Annotated in this window: 16 protein-coding genes and 1 pseudogene; 10 read left to right on the plus strand and 7 right to left on the minus strand. The window is 72.5% G+C overall.

Going from position 1 to position 14,914, the window contains the following annotated elements; translation table 11 throughout:
- The first annotated feature begins 21 nt into the window (after positions 1-21).
- Both tsaE and I5Q34_RS36020 read left to right on the plus strand, forming a co-directional pair.
- Positions 22-537 (plus strand): tRNA (adenosine(37)-N6)-threonylcarbamoyltransferase complex ATPase subunit type 1 TsaE, encoded by a 516-nt coding sequence (gene tsaE, locus I5Q34_RS13195; protein ID WP_199892363.1) that lies wholly within the window; start codon positions 22-24, stop codon positions 535-537.
- A gap of 251 nt (positions 538-788) precedes the next feature.
- Entirely contained in the window at positions 789-932 is a 144-nt protein-coding gene (locus I5Q34_RS36020; RefSeq protein ID WP_374193008.1) for a hypothetical protein, read from the plus strand.
- A gap of 540 nt (positions 933-1,472) precedes the next feature.
- On the opposite strand, the gene I5Q34_RS13205 is transcribed toward I5Q34_RS36020, so the two are convergent.
- Positions 1,473-2,054, minus strand: coding sequence for a hypothetical protein (locus I5Q34_RS13205; RefSeq protein ID WP_199892365.1), 582 nt, complete (start codon positions 2,052-2,054; stop codon positions 1,473-1,475).
- A gap of 139 nt (positions 2,055-2,193) precedes the next feature.
- Between I5Q34_RS13205 and tsaB the strand changes: the two genes are divergently transcribed.
- From tsaB to tsaD, 3 genes are read left to right on the plus strand one after another with little or no spacing between them, the layout of a single operon-like run.
- A complete protein-coding gene (gene tsaB / locus I5Q34_RS13210) occupies positions 2,194-2,862 on the plus strand; it encodes a tRNA (adenosine(37)-N6)-threonylcarbamoyltransferase complex dimerization subunit type 1 TsaB (protein ID WP_199892366.1) in 669 nt (222 codons plus the stop codon).
- A 41-nt stretch (positions 2,863-2,903) separates the two neighbouring features.
- A complete protein-coding gene (rimI, locus tag I5Q34_RS13215; protein WP_199892939.1) occupies positions 2,904-3,386 on the plus strand; it encodes a ribosomal protein S18-alanine N-acetyltransferase in 483 nt (160 codons plus the stop codon).
- A complete protein-coding gene (gene tsaD / locus I5Q34_RS13220) occupies positions 3,370-4,497 on the plus strand; it encodes a tRNA (adenosine(37)-N6)-threonylcarbamoyltransferase complex transferase subunit TsaD (RefSeq protein ID WP_199892367.1) in 1,128 nt (375 codons plus the stop codon). Before rimI ends, tsaD begins: the two co-directional genes overlap by 17 nt.
- On the opposite strand, the gene I5Q34_RS13225 is transcribed toward tsaD, so the two are convergent.
- Entirely contained in the window at positions 4,479-5,096 is a 618-nt protein-coding gene (locus tag I5Q34_RS13225) for a hypothetical protein (protein WP_199892368.1), read from the minus strand. The two genes, tsaD and I5Q34_RS13225, sit on opposite strands and share 19 nt — an antisense overlap.
- 20 nt (positions 5,097-5,116) lie before the next feature.
- Positions 5,117-6,613 carry a hypothetical protein gene (locus I5Q34_RS13230; RefSeq protein ID WP_199892369.1) on the minus strand — a complete coding sequence of 499 codons (1,497 nt, stop codon included), beginning with the start codon at positions 6,611-6,613 and terminating at the stop codon, positions 5,117-5,119.
- A gap of 259 nt (positions 6,614-6,872) precedes the next feature.
- Here I5Q34_RS13230 and I5Q34_RS13235 point away from each other — a divergent pair, with 259 nt between their 5' ends.
- Complete coding sequence (locus tag I5Q34_RS13235) at positions 6,873-7,244, plus strand: hypothetical protein (RefSeq protein WP_199892370.1); 372 nt, start codon at positions 6,873-6,875, stop codon at positions 7,242-7,244.
- A 9-nt stretch (positions 7,245-7,253) separates the two neighbouring features.
- Here the strand turns inward: I5Q34_RS13235 and I5Q34_RS13240 are convergent, their stop codons facing one another.
- Positions 7,254-7,880 (minus strand): Uma2 family endonuclease, encoded by a 627-nt coding sequence (locus I5Q34_RS13240; protein ID WP_199892371.1) that lies wholly within the window; start codon positions 7,878-7,880, stop codon positions 7,254-7,256.
- 29 nt (positions 7,881-7,909) lie between these two features.
- Positions 7,910-9,112 carry a methyltransferase domain-containing protein gene (locus tag I5Q34_RS13245; RefSeq protein WP_374193019.1) on the minus strand — a complete coding sequence of 401 codons (1,203 nt, stop codon included), beginning with the start codon at positions 9,110-9,112 and terminating at the stop codon, positions 7,910-7,912.
- 47 nt (positions 9,113-9,159) lie between these two features.
- On the opposite strand from I5Q34_RS13245, the pseudogene I5Q34_RS13250 reads away from it, so the two are divergent.
- The 3 genes and pseudogenes from I5Q34_RS13250 (at position 9,160) to groL (ending at position 12,291) form a co-directional block, all read left to right on the plus strand.
- Positions 9,160-10,019, plus strand: a pseudogene (locus I5Q34_RS13250) (polysaccharide deacetylase family protein).
- 207 nt (positions 10,020-10,226) lie between these two features.
- Positions 10,227-10,535, plus strand: coding sequence for a co-chaperone GroES (gene groES, locus I5Q34_RS13255; RefSeq protein ID WP_066995800.1), 309 nt, complete (start codon positions 10,227-10,229; stop codon positions 10,533-10,535).
- Between the two features lie 133 nt (positions 10,536-10,668).
- Complete coding sequence (gene groL / locus I5Q34_RS13260) at positions 10,669-12,291, plus strand: chaperonin GroEL (RefSeq protein ID WP_199892373.1); 1,623 nt, start codon at positions 10,669-10,671, stop codon at positions 12,289-12,291.
- A gap of 63 nt (positions 12,292-12,354) precedes the next feature.
- Here groL and I5Q34_RS13265 read toward each other — a convergent pair whose 3' ends face one another.
- Entirely contained in the window at positions 12,355-13,128 is a 774-nt protein-coding gene (locus I5Q34_RS13265; RefSeq protein ID WP_199892374.1) for an SDR family oxidoreductase, read from the minus strand.
- Positions 13,129-13,154: 26 nt separating this feature from the next.
- Complete coding sequence (locus tag I5Q34_RS13270; RefSeq protein WP_199892375.1) at positions 13,155-13,856, minus strand: MOSC domain-containing protein; 702 nt, start codon at positions 13,854-13,856, stop codon at positions 13,155-13,157.
- Positions 13,857-13,936: 80 nt separating this feature from the next.
- Here I5Q34_RS13270 and I5Q34_RS13275 point away from each other — a divergent pair, with 80 nt between their 5' ends.
- On the plus strand, positions 13,937-14,842 hold the full coding sequence (locus tag I5Q34_RS13275; RefSeq protein ID WP_199892376.1) for a LysR family transcriptional regulator: 906 nt from the start codon (positions 13,937-13,939) through the stop codon (positions 14,840-14,842).
- The last annotated feature ends 72 nt before the right edge of the window (positions 14,843-14,914 follow it).

Genomic DNA, 14,914 nt, shown 5'->3' on the forward strand with positions numbered 1-14,914 from the left:
CGGCCCGTACCATCGGGCGGTATGAACGCGTCCACCGCCACGACCGCCACGCTCACCGTCAAGACCGCCGAGGACATGCGCGAGCTGGGCCGCAGACTCGCCGGCCTGCTGCGCGCCGGCGACCTGGTGCTGCTCTCCGGCGAGCTCGGCGCGGGCAAGACGACGCTGACGCGCGGCCTCGGCGAGGGGCTCGGGGTGCGCGGTGCCGTCACCTCCCCGACCTTCGTGATCGCGCGGGTGCACCCGTCGCTGTCCGGCGGCCCGGCCCTGGTCCACGTCGACGCCTACCGGCTGTCCGGCGGGCTGGACGAGATGGAGGACCTGGACCTGGACGTCTCGCTGCCCGAGTCGGTGACCGTCGTCGAGTGGGGCGACGGCAAGGTCGAGGACCTGTCCGAGGACCGGCTGCGGGTCGTCATCGGCCGCGCCGTGGGCGCGGAAGCGGACGGTGTGCCCACGGACGAGGACGTGCGCACGGTGACCGTGAGCGGCGTGGGACAGCGGTGGTCCGGCGTGGATCTCGGGGTGCTCGGCTGACGTCGGTGACGTCAACCGGAATCGCCGACAAGTAACCGACAAGGCGTCGGGAAGATGTTGCGCCTGCGGCGCCGGGCGTGGTGACATGGAGGGGAGAGACCTGGTTAGGTCTACCTAACCATGACCGGCTGCCCGAGGAGGCATTCATGTCGGCCCAACAGCGTCCTGCCGCCGCCGTGGATCACCGCCGCCCCGTGCCCTCCGGGTCTTCCGTGCCCTCCGGGTCCTCCGGTCCCGAGGACCGTCCTTCGATGCGTGACCTGCTCGCGTCCTGCGCGGCGGCCGACGCGATCTCGACTCCGCCGCGGGCACCGGAGCGGCAGCCGGCGGAGCCGGCGGATTCGGTGGATTCGGTGGATCCGATGAGGCCGGCCGAGGAGCGGGACGCGGCCTGAGATCGCTCGTCCGTGGGACGGGGGTGGGGGTGCGTGGGTTTACTTCGCCCCCGGCCCGCCCTTTCACCGTTTCTTCCGGGGCTCCGCCCCTCGGCCCGGCACCGTGCTTCGCGCGGTGAGCGGGGGCTCCGCCCCGGGGCCCGTATCGCGGCTCCGCCGCCGTTGACCGGGGGCTTCGCCCCCTGGGCCCCTGAAGCGCCCTTCGGGCGCTGTCCTCAAGCGCCGGACGGGCTGGATTCGCGCCCGCGCTGGATATCCAGCGCAGGTCGGCACTCCAGCCCGGGCGCGCTGATTCAGCCCGGGCGCGCCGACCCAGCCTGTCCGGCGCTTGAGGACGAGCGGCGGAGCCGCGATACGGGGTCCGGGGCGGAGCCCGTCCGGCGCTTGAGGACAACCGCGCGCAGCGCGGTTGCGGGGGTCCAGGGGGCGGAGCCCCCGGTGGGGGCGCAGGGGGCAAAGCCACCGCGCGAAGCACGGTGCCGGGCCGAGGGGCGGAGCCCCGGGAGAAACGGTGAAAGGGCGGGCCGGGGGCAGGAACCCCTACGGGACCACGACCACCCTCGTGCCCTTGGGCGCGAAGTCCCACATCGCCCGCCCGTCGGCCGACTTCTCGCGGATTCCGCCCGTCTTCTTCGCCGGCTTCGGGTCCGGCGACGAGCCGTCCACGGCCGCGCTGAAGCCGAAGACGACACCCGCCGCGTCCCGGTGGAAGCGCACGATGTGCTCGATCGGGACCCCGTCCGAGCCGGTGCCGTTCGGGTCGCGCGAGGTCACCGCGTACACCCCCGGCTTCGGATCCACCGTGCTCGGCGCCACCTCGAAGGTCTTCGCGCCCTTCGGGCCGGCGGCGCCCACCAGCCACACCCGCTTCTGGCCCACGGAATAGACGACCCGCTTGCCCTCGCCCGAGTTCGCGGGGACGGCGGGCGGCGCGTCCTTCGCGGGGCCGCCCTTCGCCTCGCCGCCCTTGCCGCTCGCGGCCCCGGACGGCGTGGCGGACGCGTGAGTACCGCGGGCCGGACGGTCGGGCGCGGCCGACGCCTCGTACGCGAGGTAACCGACCGCGGCCAGTGCCGCCGCCGTGAGCCCGGCCACGAAGACCCCCGAGCTGCTGCGTGCCACGCTGCGTACCCTCTCTCCTCCGTACGGCTGTGCGGCTGACCGTAGCACCCGGGCGTGCTCCCGCCGCGCCCCCGGCGGCCCCCGTGCGGGACCCTACGCGCGCACCGGCCGCCCCACGGCGCGCCGTAGGCTTGTCATTGTGCTGCTGCTCGCTCTTGATACCGCCACTCCCGCCGTCACCGTAGCCCTCCACGACGGCGACTCCGTCGTGGCCGAGTCGAACCAGGTTGACGCCCGCCGGCACGGGGAGCTGCTGCTGCCCGCCGTGGACCGGGTGCTCGGCGAGGCGGGCCGCGGGCTCGACGAGGTCACCGGCGTCGTCGTCGGCGTAGGCCCCGGCCCGTACACCGGCCTGCGTGTCGGCATCGTGACCGCCGCGACCTTCGCGGCCACGCTGGACGTCCCCGTCCACGGCCTGTGCTCGCTGGACGGCATCGCGTACGCCGCCGGGCGGGCCGGGCTGACCGGCGAGTTCGTGGTGGCCACGGACGCCCGCCGCAAGGAGGTCTACTGGGCCCGCTACGCGGACGCCCGCACCCGCGTCACCGAGCCCGCCGTGGACCGGCCCGGCGACCTGACCGAGCCGCTGGCCGGGCTGACGGCCGTCGGCGCCGGCGCCGTCCTGTACGCCGACGCGTTCAGCGACGTCCGCGCCGACCTGCCCCAGCACCAGTCCGCCGCGGCGCTGGCCGCCCTGGCGGCGGAGAAGCTGCGCACCGACGGCGAGTTCCTGCCGCCGCAGCCGCTGTACCTGCGCCGCCCGGACGCCCAGGTCCCCGCCAACTACAAGGTGGTCACACCGAAGTGAGCGCCCAGGGGGCAGGAGACGGGAACGCGCGCGTCCGGGAGATGCGCTGGTGGGACATCCCGGCCGTGCTGGAGCTGGAGCGTGCCCTCTTCCCGCAGGACGCCTGGTCCAAGGGCCTGTTCTGGTCCGAGCTGGCGCACGCCCGGGGCGCGGGCGCCACCCGCCGCTACGTCGTCGCCGAGGACGGCGACGGCCGCGTCGTCGGCTACGCGGGCCTCGCCGCGGTCGACGGCACCGGCGACGTGCAGACCATCGCCGTCGCCTTCGAACACTGGAGCACCGGCCTCGGCTCGCGGCTCCTGGGCGAACTCCTCGCCGCCGCCACCGCCTTCGAGTGCCGCGAGGTGCTCCTGGAGGTGCGCGTCGACAACACCCGCGCACAGCGCCTCTACGAACGCTTCGGCTTCGAGCCCGTCGGCATCCGGCGCGGCTACTACCAGCCCGGCAACGTGGACGCGCTCGTCATGCGCCTCACCGATCCCGTAACCGCTGTGCAAGGAATGACCCATGGCTCGCAAGGCTGACGAACCCCTCGTCCTCGGCATCGAGACCTCGTGCGACGAGACGGGCGTCGGCATCGTCCGGGGCCACACCCTGCTCGCCGACGCGGTCGCGTCCAGCGTGGACGAGCACGCGCGCTTCGGCGGCGTCGTGCCGGAGGTCGCCTCCCGGGCGCACCTGGAGGCGATGGTCCCCACCATCCAGCGCGCGCTGAAGGAGGCGGGCGTCACCGCCCGGGACCTCGACGGCATCGCGGTCACCGCGGGCCCTGGCCTCGCGGGCGCGCTGCTGGTGGGCGTCTCGGCGGCCAAGGCGTTCGCGTACGCCCTGGGCAAGCCGCTCTACGGCGTGAACCACCTCGCCTCGCACATCTGCGTCGACCAGCTCGAACACGGCGCGCTGCCCGAGCCGACGATGGCCCTGCTGGTCTCCGGCGGCCACTCCTCGCTGCTGCTCGCGCCCGACATCACCGCCGACGTCCGGCCGCTGGGCTCGACCATCGACGACGCGGCGGGCGAGGCGTTCGACAAGGTCGCCCGCGTGCTCAACCTCGGCTTCCCGGGCGGCCCGGTCATCGACCGGTACGCGCGCGAGGGCGACCCGGACGCCATACGGTTCCCGCGCGGCCTGACCGGCCCCCGGGACCCGGTCTACGACTTCTCCTTCTCCGGCCTGAAGACCGCCGTCGCCCGCTGGATCGAGGCGAAGCGGGCGGCGGGCGAGGACGTGCCGGTCGCCGACGTCGCCGCGTCCTTCCAGGAGGCCGTCGTGGACGTGCTCACCCGCAAGGCCGTGCGCGCCTGCAAGGACCACGGCGTGGACCACCTGATGATCGGCGGCGGCGTCGCCGCCAACACCCGCCTGCGGGCGATGGCCGAGCGCCGCTGCGAGGACGCGGGCATCACCCTGCGGGTGCCGCGCCCCAAGCTGTGCACGGACAACGGGGCGATGGTGGCGGCCCTGGGCGCGGAGATGGTGGCCCGCGGGCGGGGCGCGTCGGCGTGGGACCTGTCGGCGGACTCCTCGCTGCCGGTGACCGACCCGCACGTGCCGGGTCATGGGCATGCGCACACCCACGACCACGACCACGTCCACGAGTTGAGCCGGAAGAACCTCTACGACGACGCGAACTGAATCGTCCGGCAGACGCCCGCCAGGATCTCCACGTAGTGCTCCCAGTCCGCGGTGTTCTCCGTGGAGACCGAGAAGTCGGCCATCGCCGTCCGCCCCGGGATCGGGACGAAGACGTGCAGCTGGCGGACGACGGTGTCCCCGCCGCCGGCGCCGAGCAGGTTGACCGTGCCGCCGACCTTGGTCTCCTCCGTGCACAGCACGGCGGGGCCGGCCGGCAGCACGACGACGCCGACCTCGGCCGTCGGGTAGGTCGCCGCCATGCTCTGGGCGAGCCGTTCGAGGGTGGCGTCGCCGGACAGCTCGCTGGGCCGCACGGTCACCGTGAGCAGCAGCGAGGCGATGCCCTTGCGGGGCGGCTCGGGGCGGGTCAGCATGACGCCCGCGTAGACGCAGCCCGCGTTGGCCAGCTGGTCGACGAGCGACTGCTGGGCCAGCAGGGCGTGCAGCAGCTCCTCGTCGGAGGGCTTGGGGTCGAGCGCGCTCAGCTTCGCGAGGAAGCGGTCCGCCCGCTCCTCCGGGGAGAGCGCGAACTCGCAGTCCTCGAACGCCTCGGGGACGGAGAAGGTGAACGGCAGCTCAATGGTGGTGAGTTCGGCCATGGTGCGGTCTCCGATCCGGGTCAGGCGAGGGCCTTGGCGAAGGTCTTCAGGGAGAAGGAGGCCGTCGGCTTCTTGAGCACCCGCCGCACGGCCCCCCAGTCCCCGACGGTCTGGGCGCCGCTGGAGAGCAGGTCCAGGCCGCCCGCCGCATCGACGTCGTTGTCGTCCTCGCCGTCGACCAGATCCATGACCGTCGGCACCTGGAGGAGCAGGTTCGTCGAACCCTCCAGCGCCCGCGCGATGTTGGCGGCACCCTTGGCGCCGACGTTCTTGCCCAGCCTGGCCGCCTGCTTGCCCAGGTACTGGAACGCCGGCGACGCCTCCGAGGCCGCCTTGCCGCCGGCCGCCGCCAGGAACGCCTTGCTGCCCGCGCGGGCGGCGATGGTCACCTTGCCCGCCGTGCCCACCGCACGCATGGTCGTCGACGCCGTCCGCACGCCGGTGGCGACCGCCTTGACGCCGGGGATGACGCCCAGCATGTCGGTGCCGAGCTCGACCCAGGTCCCCGGCTTGTCCCAGTCACCCCGCAGCGCGTGGTCCCCCGCGTGCGCGGCCAGCGAACCCGCCGCCGTGGCCAGCGCGATCGGCCCGGCCAGCGGAGTGAGGACGGGGATGAAGGCGAGCGCGCCGGCGACGGCGGACACCACGCCCAGGATGTCGCCGAGGATGCCCAGCCAGCCCTTGCCCTTGCTCTCGGCGGCCTTCCGCGCCTCCTCCGCCCGGGCGTAATCGAACTGGTCCTGCCGGTACTGGACCAGCCGGCGCTCCTCGGCCCAGGTGAGGTCGGCGTGGAACTGGTACTCGCGCTGCACCGTGCGCAGGGCGTTGACCATGTCCCGCAGGGCGTCCTCGGGGATCTGCTGCGCGGTGTAGTCGCCCGGGTCGAGGATGCGGTTGATCTTGACGGCGTGGCTGCGGACCTGCTGGCCCTTGTCCTGGTAGAGCTCGTTGACCCGGATGAGGGGCAGCTGCCGGCTGCGGATGAGGTCCTCGATCTCCTGGCGACCGAGCTGGTAGGCCTCCTTGCCGGCCTCGGCGGCCGCGCCGAACAGGTTCTTCCCGGCGTACAGGGGGTCCCGTTCCAGCTCGTCGATGTAGTGGGGGCCGTGCAGCGAGTCTTCGAGGAACTGCTCCCCGATGGCCTTCGATGCCTTGGGAAACTCCTGCCGCTCCTCCTTGTCCAGCATGGCCTCGTGCCGCCGGAACACCTCCGGCTTGAGAGTGGTGCGCAACTCCTGTGCCTGCTTGTTGAGTTCGCGGAGCACGGCGAGGATGCGGGCCTCCTGGTAGATGAACGACCGGTAGAGCCCGAGGAAGACGGCCCGGTCCTCGGGCCGCTCGGCTCCTTCGCTCAGCTCCCAGAAGCGCGGAGTGCCCTGTGGATCGCGGGTGTAGCGCTCGATGTCCTGGCGTGTGGCGATGACGATGGAATCGTCGTTGCCCGGCACGTAGCCGATCCCGCTGTACCAGACCTTCCGCTCGGCGTTGCTGCATTCCGACTGATAGACGGTCCCCATGCGGCGTCCCTCCGCTCATGGATTTCCCGGCACGTGGTCCGAAATCCTGTTGTCGGAAAGGGAGTTGTGACAAGGGCCGGTTTCGGCCGTCCGGCGGTGGCCGTGGTGCAGCGTGCACGTACCGTCCGGCGGGAGCGCGTCGGCCGAGCGGTGCCGATGGCGACCGGCCCGGCGCGGGTTCCGGCCCGTACCGGCCGGTGCGTCGGCGCCTTATCCTGATGTCCGGCACCACACGGGGAGCAACGGGAGGGAGTCCGCCATGGACTGGTGGTGGTGGGCTTTGATCTTCGGAGGGCCGCTGGCGGGCATCGCCACCGGCTTCCGCGATTCGGTCAGCGCGGCCCTCGGCAAGCGGCACAAGCGCAAGCTCGAACTGATCGAGGCCAAGCGCGAGGACCGGGCCGCCCTGGAGGCGGCGGGCAAGCCCCCGGAGCCGGTGTGCGGCTGCGGCCACCACCTCGCGAAGCACGACAAGCAGGGCAAGTGCCACGAGACGGTGCAGGTCCCCGTCGCCTGGGACGCGGACAAGAAGCCCGTCGGCTACGAGCGCGGGCGCTGCAACTGCCAGCAGTACGTGGGCCCGCAGCCGCTGGCCACCATCTACGCGGAGGAGCTCACGGAGCTGGGGTGAGGGCCTTCGTCAGAGCGGCAGGACGGAGGTGTCCAGCGGCGGGTACGGGTCGGGCAGCGGCAGCTTTCCGCCGAGCTCGGTGGTCGTGGTGGTGCGGTAGTGGCTCCGGCGGGGGTCCTCCGCGTCGCTGACGGGCTCGGAGTGCACGTACGCGTGGCCGTCCTCGCGATTGATGACCACGTAGACCGGGATGCCCGCGGCGGCGTAACTGCGGTACTTGGGACCGGTGTCCGTCTCGTGATTGCTGGACGTCACCTCGCCGACGAGGGCGAGGAGGTCGGTCGAGTACCAGCCCTTGTGGGCCCTGCGGTATGCCTCGTCCAGCTCGGTGGGCCGGCGACGCAGTACGTAGAAGTCGGGGACGGCGAGGGAGCGCGTCTCGTCCGCATCCTTCACACCGGTGCGAAACCCCATCCCCATGCCGGCCAGCCGGATTCCGGCAGAGCGCAACTGGTGGTAAAGGTCTCCGGTGACATCACCGTGGTCGAAATCCGGCTGCGGTGGCACAACCGCCATCCCCTCGAAGTACTCGGCCCGAATCGGCACCTCGGATGCCTCTTCGAACGCGATCAGCAGATCGATGGGGTCCTGCTCGCGCGGCTTGTTCACCGGCTCGGTGATGGGATCGGCGGCCATCGCTTTCCTCCCTTGTCGCTCATGCCAGGCTACGCCCGGACCGGGTGCCCCAGCAGCATCGTCGGTGCTCCCGCCACCCGCGTAAGGACGATCACACAGGAGTTCACCCCTTCGAGTTTCAGCTTCTTACGCAGCTCCTCCGGCTCCACCGCCGAACCGCGCTTCTTGATCACGGCGACGCCGATGCCCCGCTCGCGCACCAGCGCCCGCAGCCGCTTCACGTTGAACGGCAGCACGTCCGTGATCTCGTACGCCGCCGCGTACGCCGTCGGGCGCAGCTCGTCCGAGGTCACGTACGCGATCGTCTCGTCGATCAGCCCGCCGGCCACCTGCTCGGCGACGTCTGCGACGAGGTGGGCGCGGATCACCGCGCCGTCCGGCTCGTAGAGGTAGCGGCCCACGGGGCGGACGGCCGGGTCCGGGAGGCCGGCGCCGGTGAGGGAGCGCGGGCCGGGCAGGAGGGTGGCGCGGCGGGTGCCCGGGGAGGTGCCGAACCACAGGACGGCCTCCTTCACGTCGCCCCCGTCGGAGATCCACTCCGCCTCGGCGTCCTCGGGGACGGCCTCGTGCGGGACGCCGGGGGCGATCTTCAGGGCGGCGTGCGGGGCCTTGCGGGCCGCCCCGACGGCCCAGGACAGCGGCGGGGAGTACGCCTCGGGGTCGAAGATACGGCCCCGGCCGCCGCGCCGCGCCGGGTCCACGAACACCGCGTCGTACCCGTCCGTGTCCACCTCCGCCACGTCCGCGCAGCGCACCTCGATCAGGTCGGACAGCCCCAGCGCCGCCGCGTTGGCCCGGGCGACCTCGCAGGTCAGCGGGTCGCGGTCGACGGCGAGGACGGAGATGCCGGCCCGGGCGAGGGCGATCGCGTCGCCGCCGTTGCCGCAGCACAGGTCGGCGAGGCGGCGTACGCCCAGCGCGGCGAAGCGCTCCGCGCGGTACGCGGCGACGGAGGCGCGGGTGGCCTGCTCGACGCCGTGGGGCGTGAAGAACATCCGGTACGCGTCCTCCGCGCCGAACTTCGCCACCGCGCGCTGCCGCAGCCGCGCCTGGCCCAGCGCGGCGGAGACCAGCTCGGCCGGGTGCTCGCGGCGCAGCCGGGTCGCGACGGCCAGCTCCCGCGCCGGGTCGTGGTCGCGCAGCCCGTCGAGGAGGCGGCGGCCCTCGTCGGTGAGGAGGGCGGTGAAGGCGGTGACATCGGATGGTGCGGACACGGTCCCATTCTCGGTGATGGGATCTCGGTGAGGGGAGCCGCGCGCATTCGTGGCCGAACACATGGATGAGAATCGGTGGTGTGACCCCATCTGCTCGTGCCCTAGTCGCGGCCTGCGCCGCCGCCCTGCTGCTCTCCGGGTGTTCGGACGCGTCCTCGCCGCCGGAGGACGGGAAGAAGGCCGGGCCGACGGCGTCCGCGTCCGCGAAGCCCGCCCCCGCGAGGACGCCGTCCGCCGACCCCGCCGCGTACCGCCGCTGGGGCCTGGACAAGCCGCTGGCCCCGCCCCCGCCGCCGCCCGCGCACCGGCTCACGGAGCGCCACAGGGGCGGTCCGCCGCAGATCGTCCGCCGCGTGCCGACCAAGGACAAGGTCGTCTTCGTGACCTTCGACGACGGGGCCGAGAAGGACCCGAAGCTCCTGGAGATGGCCAGGATCTCAAGCTGCCCTTCAGCATGTTCCTGACCGACAGCGCCGCCCGCGCCGGGCGCGGCTACGGCTACTTCGGGAAACTGCGCGCCCCGGGCGCCGGTGTGCACAACCACACGCTGACCCATCCCAATCTGCGCACCCTGTCCGCCGGGGCGCAGAAGCGGGAGATCTGCGGCCAGCAGGAGGTCCTGAAAAAGCGGTTCGGCGAGCGGCCGGAGCTGTTCCGCCCGCCGTACGGCAACTACAACGAGGCCACGCTCGCCGCCGCCGGCTCCTGCGGGGTGAAGGCGGTCGTGCTCTGGCAGGCCACGATGCAGATCAACGACATGAGGTACGCCGAGGCGGGCAAGCTCCGGCCCGGGGACATCGTGCTCGCCCACTTCCGCGGCCCGGCGGAGCTCAAGGGCACGACGATGACCCGCATGGTGACCAACATGCTGCGGAGCATCCAGCGGCAGGGCTACACCGTGGCGCGGCTGGAGGACTATGTGTGACGTCCGCGGGGCGCCGCGCTCGGGTGAGGAATTGGCACTCCGCTTGACCGAGTGCTAAGCGCGTCATAGTCTCGGCTCCGTTGGCACTCTCCACCGGTGAGTGCCAAACACAGCGACGGGCAGGTCCGGCACCCGCGACGACGGATCGACCTGGTCGCCACCTCAGACAGTTAACCCCGTGAGATCTCCGAAGGGGGAGGTCGGATCGTGACGACCACCAGCTCCAAGGTTGCCATCAAGCCGCTCGAGGACCGCATTGTGGTCCAGCCGCTCGACGCCGAGCAGACCACGGCCTCTGGCCTGGTCATCCCGGACACCGCGAAGGAGAAGCCCCAGGAGGGCGCCGTCCTGGCCGTGGGCCCGGGCCGCTTCGAGAACGGCGAGCGCCTGCCGCTCGACGTCAAGGTCGGCGACGTCGTGCTCTACAGCAAGTACGGCGGCACCGAGGTGAAGTACAACGGCGACGAGTACCTCGTCCTCTCGGCCCGCGACGTGCTCGCGATCATCGAGAAGTAATTCACCCGAAGCTTCCAAGACTTCGAAGCTTTTGATCTGCGCCCCGGGTGCCCGAGTCCACCAACCGGGCGGCCGGGGCGCAGTTCGTCCGAGAGACCCGGCTCAGCCGAGAGATACGGCGAAGGATTAACCCATGGCGAAGACCCTGAAGTTCGACGAGGACGCCCGTCGCGCCCTCGAGCGCGGCGTCAACAAGCTTGCCGACACCGTGAAGGTGACGATCGGCCCCAAGGGCCGCAACGTCGTCATCGACAAGAAGTTCGGCGCCCCCACCATCACCAACGACGGCGTCACCATCGCCCGCGAGGTCGAGCTCGAGGACGCGTACGAGAACCTGGGCGCCCAGCTCGTCAAGGAGGTGGCGACCAAGACCAACGACATCGCGGGCGACGGCACCACCACCGCCACCGTGCTGGCCCAGGCGCTGGTCCGCGAGGGTCTGCGCAACGTCGCCGCCGGCGCCTCCCCGGCCGCCCTGAAGAAGGGCATCGACGCCGCCGTCAAGGCCGTCTCCGAGGAGCTCCTCGCGACCTCCCGGCCGATCGACGACAAGACCGACATCGCCGCCGTCGCCGCGCTGTCCGCCCAGGACAAGCAGGTCGGCGAGCTCATCGCCGAGGCGATGGACAAGGTCGGCAAGGACGGTGTGATCACCGTCGAGGAGTCCAACACCTTCGGCCTGGAGCTGGACTTCACCGAGGGCATGGCCTTCGACAAGGGTTACCTCTCGCCGTACATGGTCTCGGACCAGGAGCGCATGGAGGCCGTCCTCGACGACCCGTACATCCTGATCCACCAGGGCAAGATCGGCGCCATCCAGGACCTGCTCCCGCTGCTGGAGAAGATCATCCAGGCCGGTGGCTCCAAGCCGCTGCTGATCATCGCCGAGGACGTCGAGGGCGAGGCCCTCTCCACCCTCGTCGTCAACAAGATCCGCGGCACCTTCAACGCCGTGGCCGTCAAGGCCCCGGGCTTCGGCGACCGCCGCAAGGCGATGCTCGGCGACATGGCCACCCTCACCGGTGCCACCGTCATCGCCGAGGAGGTCGGCCTCAAGCTCGACCAGGTCGGCCTGGAGGTCCTCGGCTCCGCCCGCCGCGTGACCGTCACCAAGGACGACACCACCATCGTCGACGGCAAGGGCGACTCCTCCGAGGTCGCGGGCCGCGTGGCCCAGATCAAGGCCGAGATCGAGACCACCGACTCCGACTGGGACCGCGAGAAGCTCCAGGAGCGCCTCGCCAAGCTCGCCGGCGGCGTGTGCGTCATCCGCGTGGGCGCGGCCACCGAGGTCGAGCTCAAGGAGAAGAAGCACCGCCTGGAGGACGCCATCTCCGCGACCCGCGCCGCGGTCGAGGAGGGCATCGTCTCCGGTGGTGGCTCCGCGCTGGTCCACGCCGTCAAGGTGCTGGACGGCAACCTGGGCAAGGACGGCGACGAGGCCACCGGCGTCTCCGTCGTCCGCCGCGCCGCCGTCGAGCCGCTGCGCTGGATCGCCGAGAACGCCGGCCTGGAGGGCTACGTCATCACCTCCAAGGTCGCCGAGCTCGACAAGGGCCAGGGCTTCAACGCCGCCACCGGCGAGTACGGCGACCTGGTGAAGGCCGGCGTCATCGACCCGGTCAAGGTCACCCGCTCCGCCCTGGAGAACGCCGCCTCCATCGCCTCCCTGCTGCTCACGACCGAGACCCTGGTCGTCGAGAAGAAGGAAGAGGAGCCCGCCGAGGCCGGTCACGGCCACGGCCACGCGCACTGAGCCACGCGCTGAAGGCCACGGAGGCCCGGCACCCCGTCGCGGGGTGCCGGGCCTCCGGCGTGCTCAGTTCGGGCCGTACTTGCGGCCCGTGGTGGACGACACCCGCGACAGCGCCGCGCGCGGCACGAACTTCGACAGCCCGGTCAGCGCCTTGTAGCGCGGGTCCGGGACCGACAGGGACTTGCCGCGCGCCAGGTCCTTGAGCGCCGCGTCCACCAGCCGGTCCGCGTCCAGCCACATCCAGCCCGGGATGTTGTCCGTCCCCATCCCGGCCCGCTCGTGGAACTCGGTGCGCACGAAGCCCGGGCACAGCGCCATCAGCCGCACCCCGCTGCCCGCCAGGTCCCGCGCCGCGCCCTGGGTGAACTGCACGACCCACGCCTTGCTCGCCCCGTAGGTGCCGCGCGGCACGAACGCGGCGACCGACGCCACGTTGACCACGCCGCCGCGCCGGCGCTCGCGCATCCCGCGGGCGGCCGCCATCGTCAGCCGCAGCACCGCCTCGCAGTGCACCTTGAGCATGGTGAGCTCGTCCTGGACGGGAACCTCCAGGAAGCGGCCCTTGTTGCCGAAGCCGGCGTTGTTGACCAGCAGATCGACCGGGTGCTTGCGGTCGGAGAGCCGGGACTCGACGGCGGCGACGCCCTCCTCCGTCGCCAGGTCGGCCCGCAGCACCTCGGCCTCCACCCGGTGCCGGTCGTGCAGCTCGGTCGCCTGCTCGCTCAGCCGCTTCTCGTCGCGGGCCACGAGGACCAGGTTGTGACCTTCGGAGGCGAGCCGTCGCGCGAAGGCCGCGCCGATGCCGGCCGTCGCTCCCGTGATCAGTGCAGTCGTCATGAGGGAACGTTAGTGCCCGGTGGGCCTCACCCGTTGCCGGGGCGGTACACGGCGGAGCGCGCCGACTCCTCGGCCTTGCGCCGGAGTTCGGGGTGCAGGGCGTCGCCCGCCGCCAGAACGCGGGGCAGCAGCGTCCGCTCCGTCGTCCGCGCGCGGAAGGCGAAGGAGACCGACACCTCGTGCCCGGGGCGGTGGACGACGGTGACGGGATCACCCGCACGGACCTCCCCGGGTTCGAGCACCCGCAGGTACGCGCCCGGGGCGGCGGCCTCGGTGAACCGCCGCACCCAGCCGTTCTCGCCCAGCCAGGTGGCGAACGTCCGGCAGGGGATCCGCGGCGCGGTCACCTCCAGCAGCAGGCGCCCGCCCACCCGCCAGCGCTCCCCGATCCGCGCGCCGGACACGTCCACTCCCACGGTGGTGAGGTTCTCGCCGAACGAGCCGTCCGGCAGCGTCCGCCCCAGCGCGCGCTCCCAGTCGTCGAGGTCCTCGCGGGCGAACGCGTACACCGCCTGGTCGTCGCCGCCGTGGTGGCGCAGCGAGACGATCGTGTCCCCGGCGAGGCCGCTGCCGGCCACCCCCTTGGGGCCCGGGGCGGCCACGGCGACGGGGCCCGCCGCGGGACGCTTGTCGATGCCCGAGCCCAGCCCCTCGGTGAAGGAGGAACCGGGGGCGGAGCGGTCGGCGGCCGTCGCGGCACGGCCGGTGTTCACGGAGAGGACGCGCATCGTCCGAGCGTAGGCGGCCGTGGCTCAAAGCGTCGACCTGATTGTTTCCGGTCCCTCCAAGCGGGGCTTATGCTCGAAGGATGATCGAGGCACGCCATCTGAGAGTGCTGCGCGCGGTCGCCGGCACCGGTTCGTTCTCGGCCGCCGCCCGCGAGCTGGGCTGCACCCAGCCCGCGGTCAGCCAGCAGATGAAGGCCCTGGAGCAGTCCGCCGGGACCCCGCTGCTGATCCGCACCGGCCGTGAGATGCGGCTCACCGAGGCCGGCGAGGCCCTCGTCCGGCACGCCGCCGGGATCCTCGCCGGGCTCACCGCCGCCGAGGAGGAGATCGCCGCCATCGCCGGGCTGCGCGCGGGCCGGGTGCGGCTGGTCTCGTTCTCCAGCGGCAGCTCCACCTTGGTGCCCACCGCCCTGGCCGAGATGCGGTCCGCCCACCCCGGCACCCTGGTCTCCCTCGTCGAGGCCGAACCGCCGCGCGCGGTGGGCATGTTGCGGGCCGGCGACGTGGACGTCGCGCTGGCCTTCCGCTACCCCGAGGTGCGCGGCGGGGAGGCGGCCGCCGAGTGGGACGACCTGGTGGTGCGGCCGCTGCTGACCGACCGGCTGGTGGGGGTCGTGCCCGAGGGGCACCCGCTGGCGGACGCGGAGCGGGTGGCGATCGGCGAGTTCGCCGACGAGCCGTGGATCGCGGGCTGCCCGCGCTGCCGCCGGCACCTGGTGGAGGTCTGCGAGAGCGCCGGGTTCACGCCCCGGATCGACTTCGCGACGGACGACTACCCGGCCGTCTTCGGCCTGGTGGGAGCCGGGCTCGGGGTCGCGGTGATGCCGGAGCTGGCGGTGGAGTCCGTCCGGCACAAGGGGGCCCGGACCGTCCCGGTCGAGCCCGTGGTGCAGCGCGAGATCGTGGCCCTGACCCTGCCGGACCTGGCGCGCGTGCCCGCCGTCGCGCGGATGCTGGACCACCTGACGGCCGCCGCGCGCCGCTGAGCGGGGCGCTCCACGGCGGCTAGTAGGACTTCGTTAGCTCTTCCCGATCAAGCGTTCCGGTAGCACGTTGAA

This window comes from Streptomyces sp. AV19, from assembly GCF_015999245.1.
Lineage (GTDB): Bacteria > Actinomycetota > Actinomycetes > Streptomycetales > Streptomycetaceae > Streptomyces.